Genomic DNA, 23,127 nt, shown 5'->3' on the forward strand with positions numbered 1-23,127 from the left:
TAAACAATGATCAAATTAAGTTTACATAAAATAGCAATAGCACTAATTACACTTACCCTTTTGAGTAGTTGTGATGCAGTACAAAATGCTAATAACACACAAAAAGGAGCTGTAATAGGTACTACCGCAGGCGCTGTTCTTGGCGGTGTTTTGGGGAATAATATCGGGAATAAAGAAAATTCTGTACTGGGGGCCGTTATAGGAGGCGTTGTTGGTGGGGTCGCTGGTGGAGTTATCGGAAAACAAATGGATAAACAAGCTCAGAAAATCGAAGAAGAAATCCCCGGAGCAGAAGTAACTCGTATTGGCGAAGGAATAGATATCGTATTTGATGAAACCAGTGGTGTCTATTTTGATACGAACAAACATGACATCAATACTAAATCACAGGAGAATTTAAATAAATTAGCAGGAATTTTTAAAGAATATCCGGATACAAATATTATAGTAGAAGGACATACAGATAGTTCTGGAAATGATGCTTATAACCTTGAACTATCTAAGAAAAGAGCTAATTCTGTGACCAATTACCTAATCGCTCAAGGAATCAGTAAAGAACGTCTGACAACCTATTTTCATGGTGAAACATTACCAAAATATGATAATAGTACGGCAGAAGGCAGAGCAAAAAACAGAAGAGTAGAGTTCGGTATTCTTGCGAATGATAAAATGATTGACGAGGCTAAGAAAAAAGTAGATTAATCACTGTGTACATCAAGGATTTTCTTATACGATTTCTTATCCTATTGGAACTACTGCGTATTGATACTAAAAATTTAAAAAAAATCGAATACAACGAGGAATTTTTGAATAGGTAATTTTAAAGTAGAAAAGCTATAAATCCTAAAAAATAGTATTATTCTTGCATACTATTATGAACATAGTACCGCAGATAGAAATAAAAAGGTTGGCTATAAAGCTTAGACCTATTGGCGAAAAAATGGTTAAAAAGGGACATCCCTGGGTTTTCGCTGATAGTATTATTAAACAAAATAGCGATGGGAACGCAGGAGACCTGGCTATAGTTTATGATAAAAAAGCTAATAATATAATAGCCATTGGTTTATATGACCCAGTATCTCCAATACGAATTAAACTAATTCAGTTTAAGAAAGCTGTACAAATAGATAGTAAATGGTTTCAAACAAGAATTCTAGAATCATACACAATCAGAAAACCACTTCTAAAAACAGATACAAACAGTTACAGATTAATATTTGGAGAAAACGATCATATGCCAGGGTTTATAGCCGATGTATATGATACCGTTTTGGTTGTAAAATTGTATTCACATATTTGGTTTCCTTATCTTAATGACATCATACCTCGTTTAATAGATCAGACTGGATGTACTACAGCTGTATTAAGGCTTAGTAGAGCACTCCAGACAAGTGAGAAAACCTATAATTTATATGATGGGCAAGTTATTTATGGTATTTTAGAAAATGAGGTGGTAATCTTTAGAGAACATGGCGTTTTATTTTCTGCTAATGTAATCAAAGGACATAAAACAGGATATTTCCTGGATCATAGAGATAATAGAAAACATGTAGGGCTGATCTCCAAAGGAAAAACTGTACTTGATGTATTTTCGTATGCAGGAGGATTTTCAGTTCATGCACTTGCTGGAGGAGCCAACGAAGTAATCAGTTTAGACATCAGCAGACAAGCCTTAAAAATGGCAGAAGAGAATGCTGCATTGAATCATCATTCAGGAAAACATTCTATTATAGTTGCCGACGCATTTGATGGATTACAAAAATTAATTAACAATGGTAATCAATTTGATGTTATAGTAATTGATCCTCCATCCTTTGCCAAGAAGGAGCTTGAGGTATCAAAAGCAAAGAATAGCTATGCCCGATTAGCTAGACTAGGCGCTAAGCTTATAAAACCAAATGGAACACTGGTATTAGCTTCCTGTTCATCCAGAGTAACTTCAGAAGATTTTTTCGAAATTTCTGAGCAAAATATTTTAAAAGAAGGAAAGAAGTATACCCTACTCAAAAAGACATATCACGATATAGATCATCCCATTACTTTTCCAGAAGGTGCATATCTCAAATGTGGATATTATCAAGTGACATAATACGATCTTAACACTGCATTTTCAACCCCCTGAAAACAGGGGTCTTGTTTTCACTATTTACGATATTGTGTAGGCGCAACAGTTTTAAAATATTTGCCTATACCTAAAATAGGTGTGTTATTTTATTAAAAACTCTTTTAAAATCTAAACTTTCTTGAAAAATATTGTACTTATTTCCTTGTGTGTTATTTTAACAGCCTGTGGAGCATCCGATGGTATTACGCGATCAGCTAAAAAAATGATCAATGGAAAATGGTTATTAAAAAATATCGATTATGAAACAAATGCCAAAGGGACTTTTAATATTACAATTTTAGACAAAATCTCAACCCAATGTATAGAAGGTTCTCATTGGGAATTTATAGCGAACAATCATAGCGGTAATTATGAATTATCAAATGATGCGTGTACCGAAAAAGGTATTAAAAATTTCATTTGGTCAATTCCGACAGAGATGTATGGATTAGAGTATAGTATTATGCTGAAACCAGTAAATAAAAAAATGAAAAGCACTACAAATGACAAAGCATATAGAATGCAATTATCAGAACTAGATACAGCTACCATGGTATGGACTTATGATGTTACCATAGAAGGAAAAAATCTTTTATTGAAACTCAATTTTGTAAAATAACTTTTTTTATTCTTAACTCACAAATCAATACGCTCATGAAAACATACAGCAATATTATAAAACTAAGAAAACCAGCATTGTCCGCATTGATTGCAATCAGTTTGATGGGTTGTAAATCTATGAAAAACTCAGAAATAGGTGGCTTTATTGGAGCTGCCGGAGGAGCAGTGATAGGGGGCGTAATAGGCAATGAGATTGGCGATGATGCAAAAGTAGGAGCAGTACTCGGAGGAATTGTAGGAGCTACAGTAGGAAGTATTATAGGTAATCGAATGGATCAACAGGCCCAAAAAATAGAAGAAGAGTTACCAAGTGTATCTGTAGAAAGAGTAGAAGAAGAGATCAATATTGTTTTTGATGAAACTAGTGGTGTTTATTTTAAGAGTAATAAACACGAACTAAATGACACCTCCAAAGAAAGTATTAAAAAACTCGCAAACATACTAAATGAATACCCTAATTCTGATATTTTGATAGCCGGACATACAGATAATGTAGGAAAAGATGAATTTAATTTTTTTCTTTCTAAAAAAAGAGCAGAATCTGTTAGAAATTATTTAGTTGTTCAAGGTATTGATGAACAAAGATTTACTGTAGAATATCATGGGGAATCTCAGCCTAAATTTACAAATGAAACTCCAGAAGGGAGATCAAAAAATAGAAGAGTAGAAGTAACGATATCACCTAATGAAGCCATGAGAAAACAAGTAGCAACACAAACAAAAGGGTAAATTATTGTAATTGATTACTTAAAATCCCGACTAAGCGTTTGGGATTTTTTTATGCCCAAAATTTGTGTATCTTCAATAAATGAATAAGCATTCTCATGTATTAATAATAGGCGGCGGATTATCAGGATTGACTAATGCAATTCATTTGGCAAAAGCCAATATCCCTGTCATTCTGATAGAAAAAGATAGCTATCCCAAACATAAAGTTTGTGGAGAGTATATCTCTAATGAGGTGCTTCCGTATTTAGAATTTTTGGAGATTGATATTGATGTTTTAAACCCAGTAAAAATTTCAGAATTAACTATTACTACCAGGAAAGGTAAAGTAATCAAAAGTACACTTCCTTTAGGAGGTTTTGGGATTAGTAGATATACGCTAGATTATTATTTGTGGAACAAAGCGCAAGATATCGGCGTGCAGCTGATCAATGATCAGGTTGTGGATATAGAATATGATAAAAACAGTGATCTATTTAATATCAAAACCCTAATACAAAAAGAAACAATTACTAGTAATTATGTTATTGGGGCATATGGCAAACGTACAGCTCTTGACAGAAATCTGGAACGTGATTTTAGCCTGAAAAAATCTCCGTGGTTGGCTGTAAAAGGACATTATACATCAAATTTTGATACAAATGTAGTCGCATTACATAATTTTGAAGGAGGATATTGTGGTCTTTCAAAAGTTGAAAATAACAAGGTGAATGCCTGTTATTTGGTGCACTATGAAAGTTTTAAGAAATATAAAAATATCAATGCTTTTCAGAAAGCAGTATTATATGAGAATCCGTATTTAAAGGATTTTTTTGAGAATGCGACATCAATATTCGAAAAACCAATCACGATTAGTCAGATTAATTTTGATAAGAAAAAACCCGTAGAAAACCATGTATTTATGACAGGAGATGCGGCAGGAGTGATACATCCTCTTTGTGGTAATGGCATGGCTATGGCAATTCAGAGTGCCCAGATTCTTGCTACATTACTAATACAGAGTTATGAAAATAATTTATTTTTGCGCGCTGAAATAGAAAAAATATATCAAAAAAACTGGAATACCGCCTTTGCAAAAAGATTATATGTAGGTCGAATACTTCAAAAAGTGCTATTGAATGATAAAATTCAGGAAGTAACACAGACGTTGGCAAGTATCATTCCGTCGATTGTGCCTAAAATTATTGAGCAAACTCATGGAAAACCGTTAATATGTTGATAGATCTTTCAAAGAGAAGTAATGAGGAAGAGCTTATGGATGATCCTAATGTTACTGAAGAAGCATTGAATGTTGCTCTTTCTGATATATCCAGAGTAAATAGGCTATTAGGTGGAACTAGTATTACAGTAAAAGCAGTTTTTAATCAAATTAAAAAAACACCCGTTGTAAAAAAATGGGTACTGATAGATCTGGGATGTGGGGATGGAGAGATGTTACGGTATATTGCGAAACATGCGAGAAAAGAAAATATAAGCATACAATTAATAGGTATTGACACTAATGATAAATGTATTGTCAGAGCCAGAAAAATGAGTGTTGAGTATCCAGAAATATCATATTATACGCAAGATATTTTTAAATTAACAAAACAGGATTTTAATTGTGATATAATCATTTGTACCTTGACATTACATCATTTTGGTGATGAAGGCATAAAGAAAGTACTCAAAAAGAGTATGGAGTTGGTTTCAACAGCTGTAATCATCAATGACATTCATAGAAATCAGATGACATATTATCTTTTTAAACTTTTTAGTTTTTTCTTTATTCAAGGATATGTTGCCAAAAATGATGGTTTGGTATCCATAAAAAGAGGATTTAAAAGAGAAGAGTTAGTGAATTTTGCAAAAGAATTACAGCTTAAAAAATATCAATTACATTGGAAATGGGCGTTTAGATACAGATGGATTATTGATATATAAATGAACTTAAAATTAAAGTAAAATAAATTGAGTGTAAAAATAACTAACGTGGCAAAAGAACTGCCAGAATATGCAAGAGAAACTAAAGAGATATTGCCTTTTGTTTCTCAATGGCTAACGGGTCAGGAAGAGCGTTTTAAGAGAAAAGTACTTAAAATCTTTGAAAATGCAGCAGTGGATAAACGTTATGGGATTATGAGTATTGAAGAGGTGTTTACAGCAACTTCTTTTCAGGAAAAAAATGATATTTATTGTAGAGAAGTCAAAAAACTTGGTAAATCTGTAGTGACCAGGGCATTGAATAAAGCTGGTTGGGATCCTAAGTCGTTAGATTACATAATCACGGTAAGTTGTACAGGAATTATGATACCATCCTTAGATGCATATCTTATAAATGCCTTAGACCTGCGGCAAGATATTGTAAGGCTTCCTGTTACTGAAATGGGATGTGCCGCTGGGGTTTCTGGAATTATATATGCTAGAAACTTTCTGAAAGCAAATCCAGGAAAAAGAGCAGCGGTAGTTGCAATAGAATCACCTACAGCTACATTTCAATTAGATGATTTTAGTATGGTTAATATTGTCAGTGCTGCAATTTTTGGAGATGGTGCTGCTTGTGCTTTGTTATCGTCAGAAATTGATGCAGAAGGCCCGGAAATTATTGGTGACGAAATGTATCATTTTTATAATGCTACTGATATGATGGGGTTCAAATTGACAAATGGAGGCTTGCAAATGGTGTTAGACAAAGAAGTTCCGGAAAGAATCGCAAATCATTTTCCAGCGATCATACATCCTTTTTTAAAAAAATACAATACATCAATTGAAGAAGTTGATCACCTTATCTTCCATCCGGGAGGTAAAAAAATAGTGCAAACCGTGGAAGAACTTTTTGGAGGTCTCGGAAAAAATATAGATGAAACCAAAGCCGTTTTAAAAGAATATGGTAATATGAGTAGTGCTACTGTATTATATGTTTTAGAACGATTTATAGATCAAAAACAATCACAAGGAACTATAGGGTTAATGCTGAGTTTTGGTCCTGGATTTTCTGCGCAAAGAATTTTATTAAAATGGAATTAAATCATTGTTTTTAAATTATTTATGTAATTTATTTAAAGTTTTTATTTATTTTTTTTACGAATGAATAATTTTATGCAAAATTAACTAGTAACAATGTGATTGATAAGAAAAATCTTGAATATGAAAAATATATTTATTTATTTAACCTGTGGACTTGTTCAATTAATGGCTTGCAAGGATGATGATAGTTCGGTTACAAATACAGATGATGTTGTGTCAGAAATTACAGCAGCTATAACTTCTGTGACTGTATCAGGAGAAGAGAATCAGTACACCTTCAATGTTGGGATAAAAAGTCCGGATCTGGGTTGTAATCAATATGCAGATTGGTGGGAAGTTATTTCTGAAGAGGGGACATTGATTTACAGAAGAATTCTGGCACATAGTCATGTAAATGAACAACCTTTTACAAGATCTGGAGGTCCAGTTTCAATCACCAATGATCAAGTGGTATATGTAAGAGTTCACATGAACAATATGGGCTATGGAGGTGCTTTCGGCGGGAGTGTTTTGCAGGGATTTGAATCCTTTGATCTAGAAGATAATTTTGCTTCCGATGTAGAAACCACAGCTCCATTACCCAATGGATGCGCATTTTAATTCTTGCTATGTTACAAGAAGAGATTATTAAAAAACTACCATATGATGCACCTTTTTTGTTTGTAGACAACATTATACATGTTTCTGAAGACTGTATCAAAGGAGATTATACTTTAAAACAGAGTGAATATTTCTATAAAGGACATTTTAGAGACAACCCCATTACGCCAGGTGTTATACTCACAGAAATTATGGCTCAGATTGGAGTTGCATGCCTGGGTATCTTTCTTTTTAGAAATGAACTAGATAATCAGACTATTGGAGTGGCAATGAGTAATACAAACATTGATTTTTATAAACCAGTGTTGCCGAGTGAAAAAGTCTTTGTGGTTTCTGAGAAAGAGTACTTTAGATTTAATAAGTTGAAGTGCAAAGTTTCTATGTATAACGAGAAAGATGTAGTAGTTGCAAAAGGAACTATCTCAGGAATGGTTAAACCATGGAACGCATGAGTAGGCGAGTGGTAGTAACTGGATTAGGGGTAGTGTCACCAAATGGAACGAACGTTTCAGAATTTAAAAATGCACTGCAGAATGGAGTAAGTGGGATTGAATATATAGACAATCTTAAAAAACTAAATTTTTCATGTCAAATAGCTGGAAAACCGAATTATAATAAGGATTATTTAAACAATTACTTTAATAACATTCAGTTAAGAGGACTGAATGCATCTGGTTTAGAATATGGAGTTATTGCAGGTCTGGATGCCTGGAAAGATGCAGGTTTATCTTTGGTTAGTAAAGAAGAAGAACCTCTATGGGAGGCTGGGGTCATTTTTGGCACAGGAATTCTAGGAGTAGATAAATTTCGTGAAGCTATATATAAAGTAGACAACAATAACGTAAGGCGTTTGGGCAGCACCACAGTTATCCAGACTATGGCAAGTGGAATCAGTGCCTTTTTGGGAGGTATGATAGGCTGCGGAAATATTACAACTACTAATTCTTCTGCGTGTAGCACTGGTACCGAAGCAATTTTAATGGCATATGATCACATAACATCAGGAAAATCAGAAATCATTCTGGCAGGAAGTACTAGTGATAGCGGTCCTTATATTTGGGGAGGGTTTGATGCTATGAGAATTCTACCACATAAGTATAACGATAATCCAACCGAAGCCTCAAGACCTATGAGTGCTACAGCTGCTGGTTTTGTTCCTGGAAGCGGGGCAGGAGCACTAGTTATAGAAAGTTTAGAGAGTGCCAAAAAAAGAGGTGCTACTATTCATGCAGAAATTCTGGGAGGTCAGGTAAATAGTGGCGGACAAAGAAACGGTGGTAGCATGACTGCTCCTAATAGCATGGCGGTACAAAAATGTATACAGCAAGCAATAGTTCAGGCAGGTATTCATGCTGATGACATTGATGCTATCAACGGGCATTTGACAGCAACTACCAAAGATCCTGAGGAAATCAAAAACTGGACTCAGGCGTTGAATCGTAGCGGAAAAGAGTTCCCATACATAAACTCTTTAAAGAGTTTAATAGGGCATTGTTTAGCAGCCTCGGGGAGTATAGAAAGCGTGGCAAGTATACTTCAATTAAAAGAAAATTTTATATTTGGCACGATTAATTGTGAAATACTACATCCCGAAATATCATCCTTAGTAGACCGATCACGTATCCCCACAAAAACAGTATACAAACCTCTTAATATTGTGGTAAAAGCCAGCTTTGGATTTGGGGATGTAAATGCTTGTATTATCTTTAAAAAATATTAATAATAATTATGACACAAGAAGAATTACTATCTAAACTCAAAACTATTGTAGAGCCTTATGTGCAAAATCAGGAAGAATTTCAAAAACTGTCCGGAGACACTGATTTTATAAACGATCTTGATATCAATTCTGCCAATCTCGTAGATGTAATTTTGGATGTAGAAGATGAATTTGGTATTGAAATAGATAATGATGGCATGGAAAAGATGCTCACTGTCAGTGCATCTATAGATGTGATTTTAGAGAAATTAGCAGCAAAATGATTGGCAATGATATTGTAGATTTAAAAACAGCAGAAATCCAAAATAATTGGCAGAGAAAAGGATGGGTACAAAAAATTTTTACAGTATCAGAACAAAATCAAGTAATGATATCAGAAAACCCTCATCACTTGGTTTGGAAATTCTGGAGCATGAAAGAAGCTACCTATAAAGCACATCAAAGGCAGTTTTTATTAGCACCTAAGTTTAATCCTAAAGATTTTGTTTGTACTGACAGTATAATCACTATTGGTAACTATAGTTATTTTTCAATATCTAAGTTAATGAATGATAGGTGTTTATACACCATAGCCTCGTCAATCACATTAAGAAATGTTTTGTATACTTCCAGGGTATTTAAAAATAGTTTTTATTATTATAAAAATGAACTAAAAAAAATTATTGCTGAAGAATTAAAAATTCATTCTTCACGTATTACAATAGAAAAAAATGACAACGGTATTCCTATGATAATGATTGATCATAAATTGACAGATATTCAATTTTCACTTACTTCCCATGGCTCATTTACCGCTTTTGTGATTGTTTTATAATAATATTTTATTGATTTTCATATTTTTGATTAGGGCTATTTTCAATAATTCATTAATCAAAACAATTACACATCATGTTATTTTTAAGAAAAATCGGTATACTGCTAACGATTGTATTTTTCACATATTCCTGTGCCAAGGCTAAAAAGGATATTGAACTTTCTCAAACAGATAATAGTAAAGCTCCCGAATTTAAAATTGATTATGAAAAATTTACTTTAGATAACGGGTTAGAAGTTATTTTACATGAGGATCATAGCGATCCGATTGTAGCAGTAGCAACCATGATGCATGTAGGTTCTAATAGAGAAAAGCCGGGAAAAACAGGTTTTGCTCATTTTTTTGAACATATGTCTTTCAATGATTCAGAAAATACACCCGTGGGAGCCAATAGAAAACTAATTCCGGAATGGGGAGGGCAGCGCAATGGAGGAACATGGACTGATGGCACTGTATATTATGAGGTAGTACCCAAAGATGCTTTTGAAAAAATCTTATGGATCGATTCTGATCGATATGGATATATGATTAATACGGTTACAGATGCTGCCTTAGAAAGAGAAAAACAAGTAGTTAAAAATGAAAAACGTCAGCGAGTAGATAATGCACCCTATGGATATACTGACGAGATTATAAGAAAAAATTTATATCCAGAAGGACATCCCTATAGCTGGACAGTAATTGGCTCATTACCGGATTTACAATCTGCAACGCTGGAAGATGTAAAAGAATTTTATAAAACATATTATGGTGCTAGTAACGGATCTCTTGTAATTGCGGGAGATATTGATGTTATTAAAACTAAGGAGTTAGTTAAAAAGTGGTTTGGAGAAATAGAAAAAGGCCCCGCAATAGAGCCATTAAAACCGATGCCTGTTATATTATCAGAGAGTAAATCTTTATATTTTGAAGATAATTTTGCGAAACTTCCAGAACTTAGAATGGTGTTTCCTACGGTAGAAGAATATCATACTGATCGATATGCACTACAGATTCTTGGACAATTGCTAACAGGAAGTAAGAAGTCTGCTATGTATCAAATCCTTGTCGAAGAGAAAAAATTAGCTCCCAGAATTTCTGTATCTCAAAAATCCAGTGAATTAGCAGGAGAATTTACCTTTAGAATACGTGCTAATGCCGGAAAAGATCTAGATAGCGTCAAATCTGCTATTCAGGAAGGTTTGTTGAGGTTTGAAAAAAATGGATTTACTGATACTGAATTAAAAAGAATAAAAGCGGAATTAGAAACCAGAATGTACCAAGGATTTAGTACGGTATTAAATAAAGCTTTCCAATTAGTACAGGATAACGAATTTAATGGAGATCCAGGGTATATTTCTGAGACAGTAAAGCTTATGAGCGCTGTCACCAGAGAAGACATTATGCACGTATATACAAAGTATATCAAGAATAAAAACTATGTCATGACAAGTGTTGTTCCCAAAGGGGAATTGGAGCTTGCTGTTGCGGGATCACAAAAAGCTACTGTATGGATAGAAGAAGTAAAAAAAGATGTTGCTAGTGAAGAAGTAAGTCAGGGAGAAGAAGCTGTGTATGAAAAAACACCTTCCAAACATGATCGTAGCGAACCTGATTTTGGCGAACTACCTCTGTTTAAAGCTCCCGAAGTATGGTCAGGTAACATGGCTAACGGAATGAGAATATTGGGGATTGAAAATAATGAACTTCCACTTGTTAGTTTTGATATCACTATTGCCGGAGGGCATCTGTTAGACCCTATTCATAAAGCGGGTATTTCGAGTTTAATGGCTAGTTTGATGATGGAAGGAACTGCTACAAAAACTCCAGCCGAGTTAGAAGAGGCGATTGGGCTTTTAGGAGCTTCTATTAATGTGTTTAGTAGTAGCGAAGAAATTAGAATTACAGCCTCTTGTTTATCAAAGAACTTTACCGAAACACTTACCTTAGTTGAAGAAATTTTGCTCGAACCAAGATGGGATGAACAGGAATATAATCGCTTAAAACAAGCCTTAAAAACTCGTTTGAAAGGCCAGGAAGCGAACCCCAATAATATCGCTTTGATCAATTTTAATAAGTTGCTGTATGGAGATCAGCATATTTTAGGGGTTCCTGATGCCGGAACCTTAAAAACAATTGAAAAGATAAGCTTGGATGATCTAAAGGCGCATTATAAAACGATTTCATCAAAAAATGCTGTTTTTCACATCGCAGGAGATATCACTAAAAAGGAGGTTGATGAAGCATTATCATCTTTGGCAACAAATTGGAATACAGAAAAAATAGAAATTCCAGCATTAAAACAAACACATCCTGTTAAGGAAGACCAATTATATTTTATTGATGTCCCTAATGCCAAACAATCCGTAATTTTTATAGGAAACCTGGTTTTGTCTGCGACACATGAAGATTTTAATAATTTGGATTATGCAAATGAAATTCTGGGAGGAGGCTCCAGTGGTAGGTTGTTTCAAACATTAAGAATAGAAAAAGGATATACCTATGGTGCATATTCGGGTGTAAGAGCTTTAAAAAATATAGCTCCTATTACGATAAGAACTAGTGTGCGTGCCAATGCAACATTACCTTCACTACAGATTATTGAAAATATGATTACCGAATATGAGGAAAGTTTTGATGCAGTTGCAGTAGAAACCACAAAAACTAAAATATTAAAAAGCAGTACTCTCGCATATGAAGGATTAAGGGATAAATTAAATATCCTGAGAGAAATGAGCAAGTATAACAAGTCAGCCTCATTCATTGAGGAAGATCAGAAAGAAATGGTGCGCATGACTGAACAGGATTTTAAGGCTATTATTTCTAAATATATTCAGGAAAATAAAATGATCTATGTAGTTGTCGGTGACAAAGAAACACAACTTGAAGAAGTTAAAAAATTAAAAAAGGAAGTTATCGAACTTGATATTCACGGAAAGAAAATATAATACGATTTATAACTAAAAATTTCGCATATTCATCGTTTCTTTTTCCTTTCTACTTCGTTTAAAAAATAAACCGTAGCTATAGCTATGCTTGATTTTTTTGCCTTGCATAAAGAAAAAATAATTCAATGAATTTATACGAATTTTTTAATCACAAATCGTATAAGTTATAAAATATAGATCTGTGAAATATGATTTTTATGATGATTTTAGGAAAGAGTAGGGGATCTCACCCCATAATAATACCGTATTAATACCCTTACATAGCTTGTATATTCGAAGTATGTTTGTAAAGAATTATTTACTTATCTAAAAAAACTTGAATTATGCTTGATCAATTATTGAGAAACAAAGAAAAAAGAACCGATAAGATTACGATAACACGTTTAAAAGAATCTAATATTGTCAATAACGCTCTTTTGACAGAAGATTCAAGAAAGCTCCCAAAAGCATATAATATCAATATCCAGTAACTTTAGTCAGAGTAGAGCATTATCTTACTTTAGAATAGGAAAGTCAAAAACAATGTCTAGTTTATTTTTTTCGCGTTCGTCGTGGATATTCACACCATAATCACTTGTGTATATGGTGGTTTTACCGATAAGATTTTTGGTAATATCTAGTATAAAATTAATGATAACTTCTTTAGTAACATCCTTGATCGTAAGATTACCGATTACTTTATAATTATTTTGACCAAAATGCACCACCTGAGAGCTTTCAAAAGATATCTTAGGATATTTCTTTTTGTAAAAAAACTTTTGCCACATTAGATGTCCATCTCTCAAAAAATTATCGGTGTCTATAGTATTTACCAGGGCTGTTCCTTTAAAATATGCATTATCAGGATCTTCTGGATTAAAGGAAATCTTGAAATCTAAACCGTCAATGGTACCAGAAGTCTCCTCAGAGACAAAATCGAAAGAAATTTTTGCGTTTTTTTTATCAAAATCTAGTTTTATAAAATCATTAATCAATGCTTCTTCATGTCCTACATATCCATCAGAAAAATTGCTGATATTTTCGCTTGCATCTCCATCAAAATCAGGCAATTGAGAATAGCTTAATTCAAAAATAAGAAGTATAAAAAAAACAGGTTTTATATACGTTTTCATAACCGAAGCATTTTTTCTAAATATATAAATAATCAATAATCATTCCAATAGCTTTAACAAAAGCTCCTAATATTTTCTAAAAGATAAAGATTATTTTTTTGTCGAAATTTTTAAAACAAGTAATATTATGATAGAGAGTACAGCGCAGATCAAAAAACCTATAAACAATGGCAACACAGTAGTAACAACAAACTTGCCTATAAAGATACTTATGGGTACTGCCATAATCGTGGAGATAAAACCTGTAATTGCTGCTGCCATTCCGGCAATATGCCCCAAAGGTTCCATGGCGACTGCTCTAAGATTTCCGAAGAGAAAACCAATTGCAGCAAATTGTATGCAAAAAAAGCCTATGAGAATACCTACATGAGGATTTATACCAGAAGAATAGAGTAATACATATAGTAAAGAAACTGCAAAGAACACATATAATGAGGTATGTATTAATCTTTTCATTCCTAAACGTATCACGAGTGTTCCGTTTAGATAAATAGCTGACCCTATAGAAATAGCGGTGGCTGCAAAGATATAGGGAAATTCTTCTTTAAGTCCATACTGAATTTCAAAAATTTGTTGAGAAGCACTTAAATAAACCAAAAAGGACCCTACAATAAATCCGGAAATCAGAGTATATCCAATGGTTTGTTTTTGTAAAATTACTTCTTTAAAGCCATTGGTAAAGGCTTTTACAGATAGAGACACTTTATTTTCTGGTTTTAGCGTTTCTGATTGCCGTTTCCAAAACCATAAAGAAACCAAAATACTAAAAACTGCCTGAACATAAAAAATTGTTTGCCAGTCATAGTAATCCATAATAAGCTTACCCATCGTTGGAGCAATTACGGGAACCAGAATAAATACGACAGTAATAAATGACATAATTCTTGCCATATAATCACCATCATACATATCACGAACGATGGCAATACTAATAGTTCTGGGAGCAGAAAGCCCAATACCTTGTAAAATCCTGCCCAAGAGCATTACTTCCAGACTCTGAGCATAAATACAAATAAAACTAGAAAGCACAAACAAGCCAAATCCCATATAAACAATAGGTTTACGCCCCAAAGTATCAGAGATTGGTCCAAAAAATAAAGGTCCAATACCTAATCCCAAAAAAATCATAATGACAAGCAATTGATTATCAATTGGGTCTGTAACACCAATATCCAGTCCGATTATTTCTAAAGCAGGCAATAAGGCATCTAATGCCAAAGCAGCTATAGACATTAATGCTGCCATCAGGGCAACAAATTCAAATTGGGAGATTTTACTGGAATATTGTGAAATTTTAGCTGGATTTGGCATCAGGCAAAAATAGTGGTTTTATGATTAGGGATAAACCTTTTATTTACTTGTATATTTGTAATTGTGCACACTATTTTGAGTTACTATAAAAAACGACTTTAGAAAAGGGATTAAAAACATTATTTAATGAAAACGCTAACTTTATTATCAGCTGGTATCTGTAGAATCGTTTAATTATCAAGACCCTAATGATCCGTTACAGTATAAGTATTTCAAGATAAGACACGCTATAAGTGCTAATCTTTTTGCCGAAATTCACGGATACTACGATTCGTATATAACTATTGATGTTTTTAGAGTTCCTGCACTTATAAAAGTTAATCCTACAGATAAATTTTATGTGTTTACTGGAATAGAAGGAGAATTCACTATAGATAAATTTACATCGCAGATTCTCCCTCCAGTTTTTAGACTTAGGTAGGGTATTACGTAAACAAGAATTTTTCTTTGGAAGCACAACAAAATATACGTTTAGATCCTGGAGTTTTTATAGATAAAAATAGTCTCAGAGTCAATGCAAAGTATAAATTTTGATGTAATACGATCTGTTAGTTATAGATTTTATATGCTAAAGTTTTTTTAAAATAGAATCATATCATAGTAGAAAATAGGATAAAACCTTAAATTTATAGTAATCTATGAATCAATTTGTTAATCGTCTAATGAAATTATCGAACTTAGTCTTGTATTTGTCTATGATAATACTACTTATCAGGTGTGGTAGCACTCATGGTATAAACTCTACTGCAGATACTGAAACGAATAATATAGATTTGTTGATCCAAGAAAAGAAGTTTATGATTATATCTGATTGGGCATCACCATTAGCTACTACAAGTTTTAATGCTATTGCAAATTCGGGATTAATACCATTAGGAAGTAATGTGAATAGAATTAACCTAATAGGAAATCCTAATTATCTAAAAGTTATTGGCGATAGTATATCGCTGTATTTACCATATTATGGAGAACAACGATTTGGTATAGGATATAATAATAGTGATACAGGAATAAAGTATGATGGAATTCCTGATATGTATGAAGTAAAAAAGGATAAAAAAGGAAGGCAAAGGATAACATTAAACTTTAAAAATAAAACAGAATCATGTAGAGTCTTGATTGTTTTATTTGAAAGTGGAAGAAGTGATATGACTATTAACACAAGTCACAGAACCCAAATCGGATATACAGGTACAATATCAAAACTAGAAGAAAATAGTGTTGCAACAAATTAGAGCAATGTGTTTTTTAAATATTCTATTTTACATAATATAAATTATAGTACAAATATATAATGTAGCAAATTGGCGTATACGGAGTATTTTACATAATTGCAGATATAACGACACCGTTAGGTGTTTTATATCGTCAGCAATTATGTAAAAGCCAATTTGCGGTTTATTTAGTTCTATTGTAACTATAATGTAGTATTATGTAAAATATCCCACAGTGATTCTATTTCATAGCAATATTAGCTACTAGGGTCATTAAAAATTCTTTTAAGGCGTTTATGATTAAACCTCACGTTTGAAATTTGTAGCTATAATTTGCCGTTATGTAAAATTGCCGCGCCCAACCGCTTTATTGTTTTGTGAATAAAAATGCTCAATGCATTTTTCTCTACACACAATTTGCCAACGCTTGGCCACACCAAAAAAAGCAAACACTTTTAGGTGTATTATAAATCGCGTATTCGATAAAACATACGTGAAAAAAGTTTTTACGCCATTCTCGTGAAGTTGCCGCATAAGTATAAAATTACTCTGCGAGATAATTTCTATACACATGTCTAACTGTAGAACTCTAATTGACGATCCTTTGTCTAACTGTAGAACTCTAATTGACGATCCTTTTTTAGTATAGCCACCACGTCGTATATCTACAACGTATAACACAATATATGTATTTAATAATCTGAATTACAGCAAACTAAAATTACTTAGTTATATATGCAACTAATTATTTTAAAAATAACAACAAAAAAGGGGTAACACATTATGTTTTTATGACATTAACTAATGATATGAACTTAGAAGTAGAATTAATTAAAAAACAAATAAATGAAAAGTATATTATCAGAATCAAGTTGGGTTTACAATAAAAAAGAAGATTTTAAATGGGTTATTTTCCCTGCTCTAATTGGGTTTGCCATTATTATGGTATATCAATTAATGTTATATTTTAATTTGCCAACCGAGTTATCTATGGTAATTATATTTTTAACTTGGGCCTGTCTTTTTGATGGAACACATTCTTTTGCTACCTATACTCGAACATACTTCGATAAGAGTTATTATAAAAAAAATAAAGGTTTTTTATTGAAAAGTCTATTATTGTTTTTAGTGGCGCCATTATATGTTTTATTCTTCTATTTTAGTAATAGTAGTATAGAGGAAGCAAGTGCTGCATATGTTATTTTTAACAGGTTTGCTTTTTTTTATGCCTTCTATCATTTAGTTCGCCAACATTGGGGATTTGTAGCTATTTATAGAAAGAAGAACAACGAAAAAGATACCCTTTCCAGAAGACTTGATGGTACTTTATTAGCTACAGGAACAATTTTTCCAATAATATATAATCAAATAGATAAGTCTTACTTATTACATGTTTCAGAAACAATAAATATTTCTCTTCAAATTTGGGAAAAAGTTGCAAATAGCTTACTAATAGTTGGTGTAATCATTTTTATTTTGTCACAATTTAAAATACTTAATTTAAAAAAAATAGGATTGCATACAATTTCTAAACTTTTAATTTTATCTGCTTTAGCTGTAAATCTTATATTACAATTTACTCTTCCTGTTTGCTTAAAATATTTTAGTATTATTTTAGGAGCTATTTTTATACTAGCCATTGGATATTACTTCCTACTTAATTTGAAAAAAGAGTATTCTTTTAAAAAGAATTTGCCAAAATGGTTACTCATGATTACTGTGATTTTATCTTATAATATTATTTTTATGATGGATATTCCTATAATAATAGTAATAGCTGCTATAACAGTTTTTCATAATATACAATACCATAGAATAATAAACTTCCATAACACTAATAAGTACAAAAAAGAAGATAAAAAAGTATATGGTTTTGCTGTTGTTCTAACTCAAAGAATAGGGGTTTTTATACTTTTTGCACTACTCTCTAATTTCTTTTATCACTTACCTCGGTTTGCATCTAATTTAATAACTGAAAATTTACTTTTAAACTACATTTTATCTGGCTTTTTCTGGGGATTTGCTTTTCATCATTATTATTTAGATTCAGTTATTTGGAAACTTAAAGGAAATAATGAATTAGACAAAGATTTAAAAATCACAAACAAATAAAAAAGATAACGTAAAAAAGACTTAAAATCAAATACAAATGAAAACAAAGACTAAGATAAAAACATTAGCAGATTATGTCGATTTCCCTGAACTTGATATAATGGGTAGGGCTGTAAAGTTTAAAGAATGGACAAACAATTTAGATTACAATAAACACTATAATTATAAAAGGGTTGCAATGAATGCTTCCTCACCAATACGACTTGTAAAAGATAGATATACTGGTGAAACTAGAGAAATGATATATTTTGCTTCGAATGATTATTTAAATTTAGCCAATCACCCTGAAGTGATAGAGGCTGGAGTTCGAGCAACAAGAAAATATGGAGCTGGAGCAGGAAGTGTACCATTATTAGGAGGTACTACAGAATTACATAGAGAATTAGAAAATAAAATAGCCAAATTTAAAGGATGTGAAAAATCTATAATTTATTCTTCTGGTTACGGATCAAATAGTTCTTCTCTATTATCATTATTAGGAGAAAAAGATATTGCAATTGTAGACATGTTAGCACATGCAAGCCTTATAGATGGTTGTAAAAACACTAATGTTAAATATTTTAAGCATAATGATATGTCAAGCTTAGAATTTGTTTTAAGTAAGGTGAAAAATAATTTTAGAACCAAATTGATTGTTGTTGATGGTGTTTACTCTATGGATGGAGATATAGCTCCTCTAGATAAGATTAAAGAATTAGCAGAACAATATGGAGCATACGTAATGGTAGATGAGGCACATGCTACTGGTGTTATTGGAGAAAATGGACACGGTACACCAGAGCACTTTAATTTATCTGGTAAGGTCGATATTGTTTCTGGAACTTTTTCTAAAGCATTGGGAGGTGTTGGAGGCTTTGTTGCTGCTAGTGAAGAATTAATAGATTTATTACATTTTTACTCAAGAGGTTATATTTTCTCAACAGCACTTACTCCGCAAGTAGCTGGTTCAATGATTTGTTCTTTGAATGTCATTGAAAATGATAAAAAAAGAAGAGAAAAGCTATGGAGTAATATAAGATATTTTAAAAAGAACCTTATTGATTTAGGTTTAAATATTGGCAATAGCGAAACTGCTATATTTCCTATTATTATAGGAGATGATCTCATAACAAAAGAAATAGCTAGGGAATTACATGAAATGAATATATATGTAAACCCTGTTTTATACCCTGCAGTTTCTAAAAGATTATCACGAATTAGGATGAGTTTAATGTCTGAACATACTATCGAGCATATAGATAAGGTTTTAGAAGCTTTAAAATATTTAGTAAAAAAATATAACTTAACATAACAGTAATGACTTCAATAAAACATAAATGGTTTTATTCTATTGATGACTTAAATCCTATAGAATGGAATATCCTTTATCAAAAAGAATCCTTTTTTAAAAGTTATGAGTTTACAAAAGTTATAGAAAAATCTAAGTTAGATGGCGTTGAATGTTTCTATTTAGCACTATTTGATGATTTAAATAATATTAATTCACTTATTCCTTGTTACAAGTATTCTTTAAAATTAGATGTTTTAGCTGGTAATGTGGTTAAAAAAATAGTTGAAAAAATTCGGATTATTTTTTCAGATTTTTTTAGCACTAAACTTTTTTTAATTGGTTCACCTGTTGCTACATGTGAAAATCATATAGTAATTGACACCAATTATTATGATGCACATCAGGATGAAATTTTTAAACTTCTAACAGACAAATCTGATGAAGTTGGCGCTAAACTAATGATGTTTAAAGAAATTCCGAAAAATGAATTAAAACCATTTGAACTATTCTTTAATAAATTAAAAATATTTGAATCTTTAGCTAATAGTTTTATACCTATATTTCAAGAAAATTATGAATATCCTAAGATACTAAGGAGAAGATATCGTCAACGATTTAAAAGTGCAATAAAAGAAAGTAGCAAAAATAATTATAAATGGGAAGTTCTTGAAGAATATGGGCATTTATCGGATGAAATATATAGTTTATATAAAAACGTATACGATAAAAGTCAATACAAATTTGAAAAATTAAATAGTAGTTTTTTCAAGAATTCCTCTATCTATTTAGCAAATAATAGTTTTATTCTAACTTGTAGAAATAAAGACAATAAGCTTATTTGCGCTGAGTTTGTTATAGAAGGTGAAAACGAGTTAATACCGATGTATTTAGGCCTAGATTATAATGAAACAACTAATAGTTCTACCTATTATAATGTGATTTTCAGAACAATTCAAGAAGCAGAAAAAAGAGGTAAAAAATTTGTAGTTCTTGGACAAACTAGTTATACGCCAAAAGCATATTCAGGAGCAATATTCGAAAGGCTATATTTAGGTTTTTATTCAACAAATAAATTCATGACTTTTATTTTAAATCACTTTTTTAAGTATCTTTTTCCAGAATTCGAGAAACCACAAGTCAATAATATTTTGGAGGATGTTAAAAAGAGTTCATCTTTTCAAAAATTAATAATCGAATCAGGAAGGAAATTTGAATAAACCAGAAAATATTTTAAAATGCATAAATATAGAGAACTTAAACATATCAGTTCAATTAATTATAAAAAAGAAAAGAAAACATATAACATTGTTTCAATTATAAGATTAATCATCATTTTGGGATGTGGGTATTTTATTTTTCTTTTTTATAAAACAAATGCGTGGATATACTTAGTTTTATTTAGTGTTAGTTTAGTGCTATTTTTCGCATCACTCATAGTACACGGGAAAGTTGCTTTGAAAAAAAAGATAGCAAAAAATTTGATTTTGATAAACAAAAATGAAATCGATTTTTTAAATAATGGTGCATTGCCTTTTGATAACGGCTATCAATATATAAATAGTCAGCATTTGCACTCATATGATTTAGATTTTTTTGGTGATAATTCTATATTTCAATATTTGAATCGAACAAAAACCTATATAGGAAGTAAAATTTTAGCTGAATTATTAAAATCTTCATTAACTAAAAATGAAATAGAATCGAATCAAGAAGCAATAAAAGAATTATCGCCACGGGTGGAATGGAGACAAAAGTTAGCTGTGTTTTGCGAGATTTCACAGGATAATAAGGAAAATTATTTATCTCTTATAAAATGGGCGAAAAAAGAAGATAATGATGTATCTAAATTTACTTTAATTACCTCTTACGTATCTCCTATTTTATTTATTATAATAGCTATAACTAGTTATTTTACTAATAACACAAACCTTGTCTCGGTTTTGGTAACTATATTTTTTATTAATTTATTAATAACGCTTTTATATTTAAAAAAAATCAAAAAACAAATTGTTGGTTCGGATAAAATATCTGATGTACTTAAAAGCTATAGTTATATTATAGAAGCAATTGAAAAAGAAGAATTTAATAGTATAAAATTAAATGATTTAAAAGCTAAGTTAAATTACAATAAGATTTTAACAAGTAACCACATAAAAAAACTAGGATCTTTATTTTCAAATTTACAAAATATCCAAAATGTTACTGGTGCTATTTTGATAAATGGCTTAGGACTCTATCATATTAATGTTTTAAATTCTATATTAAAATGGAAAAAAACGCATAAAAACCACGTCGATGCATGGTTAGATACAATTGGAGAATTTGAGGCATTAAATAGTATCGCAAACTTCTCTTATAATAATAAGTCTTTTGTCTATCCAAAAATTAACAATGATTCTATATTAGAATTCAAAGATTTAGGACACCCTTTATTAGCTAAAGAAAAACGAGTTTGTAATACTATTTCTTTCTTCAATAATAATATGGTTATATTAACTGGTTCAAATATGGCTGGGAAAAGTACTTTTTTAAGAACACTAGGTGTTAATATGGTATTAGGCAGTATAGGATCTCCTATTTGTGCAACTGATGCAAATATTAACCCTCTCAGAGTTATAGTTTCTATGAGGCAAAAAGATTCATTAAATGATAACGAATCTTATTTTTTTGCAGAAATAAAAAGAATAAAACAAATCATGGATGAAGTTGAAAAGAATAATTGTTTTGTTTTATTGGATGAAATCTTAAGAGGCACAAATTCAGAAGATAAACAACAAGGAACTATTAAAATAATAGAAAAATTGATTTCAAAAAATGCTGTAGGTGTTATTGCTACACATGACTTGAAAGTATGTGATACATCTAAAAAACACCCCAATAACTTAGTAAACAAATGTTTTGAAGTTGAAATAAAAAATAATGATTTAGAATTCGATTATAAACTAAGAAATGGAGTTTGTAAAAATAAAAGTGCAACTTTTTTAATGAAAAAATTAAATGTTATAGAATAGAATTTGGAGCTTGTGATTAAAAAATGAAGGGAAATATTCCCATTCCACACACATTACACTCCCCTCCTTACGTCTGCTCGCATAATAAGTGTTCCATTACCTTTATTAAAGAAGCTTCTCGTTAGAAAACTTTTAAAGAATGTGTAGAAGTCATAAACTTTGCTTTTGCCAAAGCAAAGTGACCCTTCGACAAGCTCAGGGTAATACTATAATACTCCCCATTTTTAAGACAGCTACTTAAATTGTAAATTTAATGCTGTACATATGAAAAAATCGAGAAGAAAATTTAGTTCTGCATTCAAGGCAAAGGTTGCTTTGGAGGCTATCAAAGATCAACTTACTTTGCAGGAAATCGCCTCAAAGTTTGACATTCATCCTTCCCAAATATCTACTTGGAAGCGAGAGTTTATAGATAATTCATCAAAAACTTTTGACTCCAAGACCAAAACAGATGGCTATTTCGGAGTGACCGTGCCACCTATTTCGGTCAAATGGTGCCACTTTGAGAGATACTGCAATTATAGTTAAATTTTATTATTATTGGTTTTTTAATTTTCCTTTTCTTAACGATTCACCCAC

22 protein-coding genes are annotated in these 23,127 nt (G+C 31.5%); 20 read left to right on the forward strand and 2 right to left on the reverse strand.

The genetic code is table 11. The features are described 5' to 3' along the window. The first annotated feature begins 6 nt into the window (after positions 1-6). The 14 genes from F0000_RS15565 to F0000_RS27795 all read left to right on the forward strand — a co-directional run bounded on the left by F0000_RS15565 (position 7) and on the right by F0000_RS27795 (position 12,988). Positions 7-702 carry an OmpA family protein gene (locus F0000_RS15565; protein ID WP_149625652.1) on the forward strand — a complete coding sequence of 232 codons (696 nt, stop codon included), beginning with the start codon at positions 7-9 and terminating at the stop codon, positions 700-702. A gap of 172 nt (positions 703-874) precedes the next feature. Beyond that, positions 875-2,089, forward strand: coding sequence for a class I SAM-dependent rRNA methyltransferase (locus tag F0000_RS15570; protein ID WP_149625653.1), 1,215 nt, complete (start codon positions 875-877; stop codon positions 2,087-2,089). Positions 2,090-2,243: 154 nt separating this feature from the next. Further along, a complete protein-coding gene (locus F0000_RS15575) occupies positions 2,244-2,723 on the forward strand; it encodes a lipocalin family protein (protein WP_149625654.1) in 480 nt (159 codons plus the stop codon). A 35-nt stretch (positions 2,724-2,758) separates the two neighbouring features. Then, complete coding sequence (locus tag F0000_RS15580; RefSeq protein ID WP_149625655.1) at positions 2,759-3,454, forward strand: OmpA family protein; 696 nt, start codon at positions 2,759-2,761, stop codon at positions 3,452-3,454. Positions 3,455-3,533: 79 nt separating this feature from the next. After that, complete coding sequence (locus F0000_RS15585) at positions 3,534-4,670, forward strand: NAD(P)/FAD-dependent oxidoreductase (RefSeq protein WP_149625656.1); 1,137 nt, start codon at positions 3,534-3,536, stop codon at positions 4,668-4,670. Then, on the forward strand, positions 4,667-5,374 hold the full coding sequence (locus tag F0000_RS15590) for a methyltransferase domain-containing protein (protein WP_188112141.1): 708 nt from the start codon (positions 4,667-4,669) through the stop codon (positions 5,372-5,374). Before F0000_RS15585 ends, F0000_RS15590 begins: the two co-directional genes overlap by 4 nt. 27 nt (positions 5,375-5,401) lie before the next feature. After that, positions 5,402-6,457: a type III polyketide synthase gene (locus F0000_RS15595; RefSeq protein WP_149625658.1), complete on the forward strand. Its 1,056-nt coding sequence runs from the start codon at positions 5,402-5,404 to the stop codon at positions 6,455-6,457. A gap of 120 nt (positions 6,458-6,577) precedes the next feature. Next, on the forward strand, positions 6,578-7,057 hold the full coding sequence (locus tag F0000_RS15600) for a hypothetical protein (protein WP_149625659.1): 480 nt from the start codon (positions 6,578-6,580) through the stop codon (positions 7,055-7,057). Then, on the forward strand, positions 7,045-7,509 hold the full coding sequence (locus tag F0000_RS15605) for a 3-hydroxyacyl-ACP dehydratase FabZ family protein (protein ID WP_368668108.1): 465 nt from the start codon (positions 7,045-7,047) through the stop codon (positions 7,507-7,509). Before F0000_RS15600 ends, F0000_RS15605 begins: the two co-directional genes overlap by 13 nt. Then, positions 7,506-8,777 carry a beta-ketoacyl synthase gene (locus F0000_RS15610; RefSeq protein ID WP_149625660.1) on the forward strand — a complete coding sequence of 424 codons (1,272 nt, stop codon included), beginning with the start codon at positions 7,506-7,508 and terminating at the stop codon, positions 8,775-8,777. Before F0000_RS15605 ends, F0000_RS15610 begins: the two co-directional genes overlap by 4 nt. Before the next feature lie 8 nt (positions 8,778-8,785). Continuing rightward, positions 8,786-9,040 carry an acyl carrier protein gene (locus F0000_RS15615; protein WP_149625661.1) on the forward strand — a complete coding sequence of 85 codons (255 nt, stop codon included), beginning with the start codon at positions 8,786-8,788 and terminating at the stop codon, positions 9,038-9,040. Continuing rightward, on the forward strand, positions 9,037-9,591 hold the full coding sequence (locus F0000_RS15620; RefSeq protein ID WP_149625662.1) for a 4'-phosphopantetheinyl transferase superfamily protein: 555 nt from the start codon (positions 9,037-9,039) through the stop codon (positions 9,589-9,591). The genes F0000_RS15615 and F0000_RS15620 overlap by 4 nt, the downstream gene beginning before the upstream one ends. Positions 9,592-9,665: 74 nt before the next feature. After that, positions 9,666-12,518, forward strand: coding sequence for a pitrilysin family protein (locus tag F0000_RS15625; RefSeq protein WP_149625663.1), 2,853 nt, complete (start codon positions 9,666-9,668; stop codon positions 12,516-12,518). Between the two features lie 323 nt (positions 12,519-12,841). Then, a complete protein-coding gene (locus F0000_RS27795) occupies positions 12,842-12,988 on the forward strand; it encodes a hypothetical protein (RefSeq protein WP_188112142.1) in 147 nt (48 codons plus the stop codon). Between the two features lie 24 nt (positions 12,989-13,012). Here F0000_RS27795 and F0000_RS15630 read toward each other — a convergent pair whose 3' ends face one another. Together F0000_RS15630 and F0000_RS15635 are read right to left on the reverse strand one after the other, a co-directional pair. Continuing rightward, entirely contained in the window at positions 13,013-13,630 is a 618-nt protein-coding gene (locus F0000_RS15630; RefSeq protein ID WP_149625664.1) for a YceI family protein, read from the reverse strand. Between the two features lie 90 nt (positions 13,631-13,720). After that, positions 13,721-14,941 (reverse strand): multidrug effflux MFS transporter, encoded by a 1,221-nt coding sequence (locus F0000_RS15635; RefSeq protein ID WP_149625665.1) that lies wholly within the window; start codon positions 14,939-14,941, stop codon positions 13,721-13,723. Positions 14,942-15,636: 695 nt separating this feature from the next. On the opposite strand from F0000_RS15635, the gene F0000_RS15640 reads away from it, so the two are divergent. The 6 genes from F0000_RS15640 to F0000_RS15665 all read left to right on the forward strand — a co-directional run bounded on the left by F0000_RS15640 (position 15,637) and on the right by F0000_RS15665 (position 23,076). Beyond that, complete coding sequence (locus F0000_RS15640; protein WP_223148910.1) at positions 15,637-16,176, forward strand: DUF4251 domain-containing protein; 540 nt, start codon at positions 15,637-15,639, stop codon at positions 16,174-16,176. An 825-nt stretch (positions 16,177-17,001) separates the two neighbouring features. Continuing rightward, positions 17,002-18,267 (forward strand): hypothetical protein, encoded by a 1,266-nt coding sequence (locus tag F0000_RS15645; RefSeq protein WP_149625667.1) that lies wholly within the window; start codon positions 17,002-17,004, stop codon positions 18,265-18,267. Positions 18,268-18,304: 37 nt separating this feature from the next. After that, a complete protein-coding gene (locus F0000_RS15650) occupies positions 18,305-19,558 on the forward strand; it encodes an aminotransferase class I/II-fold pyridoxal phosphate-dependent enzyme (protein ID WP_149625668.1) in 1,254 nt (417 codons plus the stop codon). Positions 19,559-19,563: 5 nt separating this feature from the next. Continuing rightward, positions 19,564-20,754, forward strand: coding sequence for a hypothetical protein (locus tag F0000_RS15655; RefSeq protein WP_149625669.1), 1,191 nt, complete (start codon positions 19,564-19,566; stop codon positions 20,752-20,754). A gap of 18 nt (positions 20,755-20,772) precedes the next feature. Then, positions 20,773-22,548 (forward strand): DNA mismatch repair protein, encoded by a 1,776-nt coding sequence (locus F0000_RS15660; protein ID WP_149625670.1) that lies wholly within the window; start codon positions 20,773-20,775, stop codon positions 22,546-22,548. A gap of 264 nt (positions 22,549-22,812) precedes the next feature. Then, positions 22,813-23,076, forward strand: coding sequence for a transposase (locus F0000_RS15665; protein WP_149625671.1), 264 nt, complete (start codon positions 22,813-22,815; stop codon positions 23,074-23,076). Positions 23,077-23,127: the final 51 nt, after the last annotated feature.

The organism is Aquimarina sp. RZ0 (assembly GCF_008370685.1).
In the GTDB taxonomy this organism is placed as follows: domain Bacteria; phylum Bacteroidota; class Bacteroidia; order Flavobacteriales; family Flavobacteriaceae; genus Aquimarina.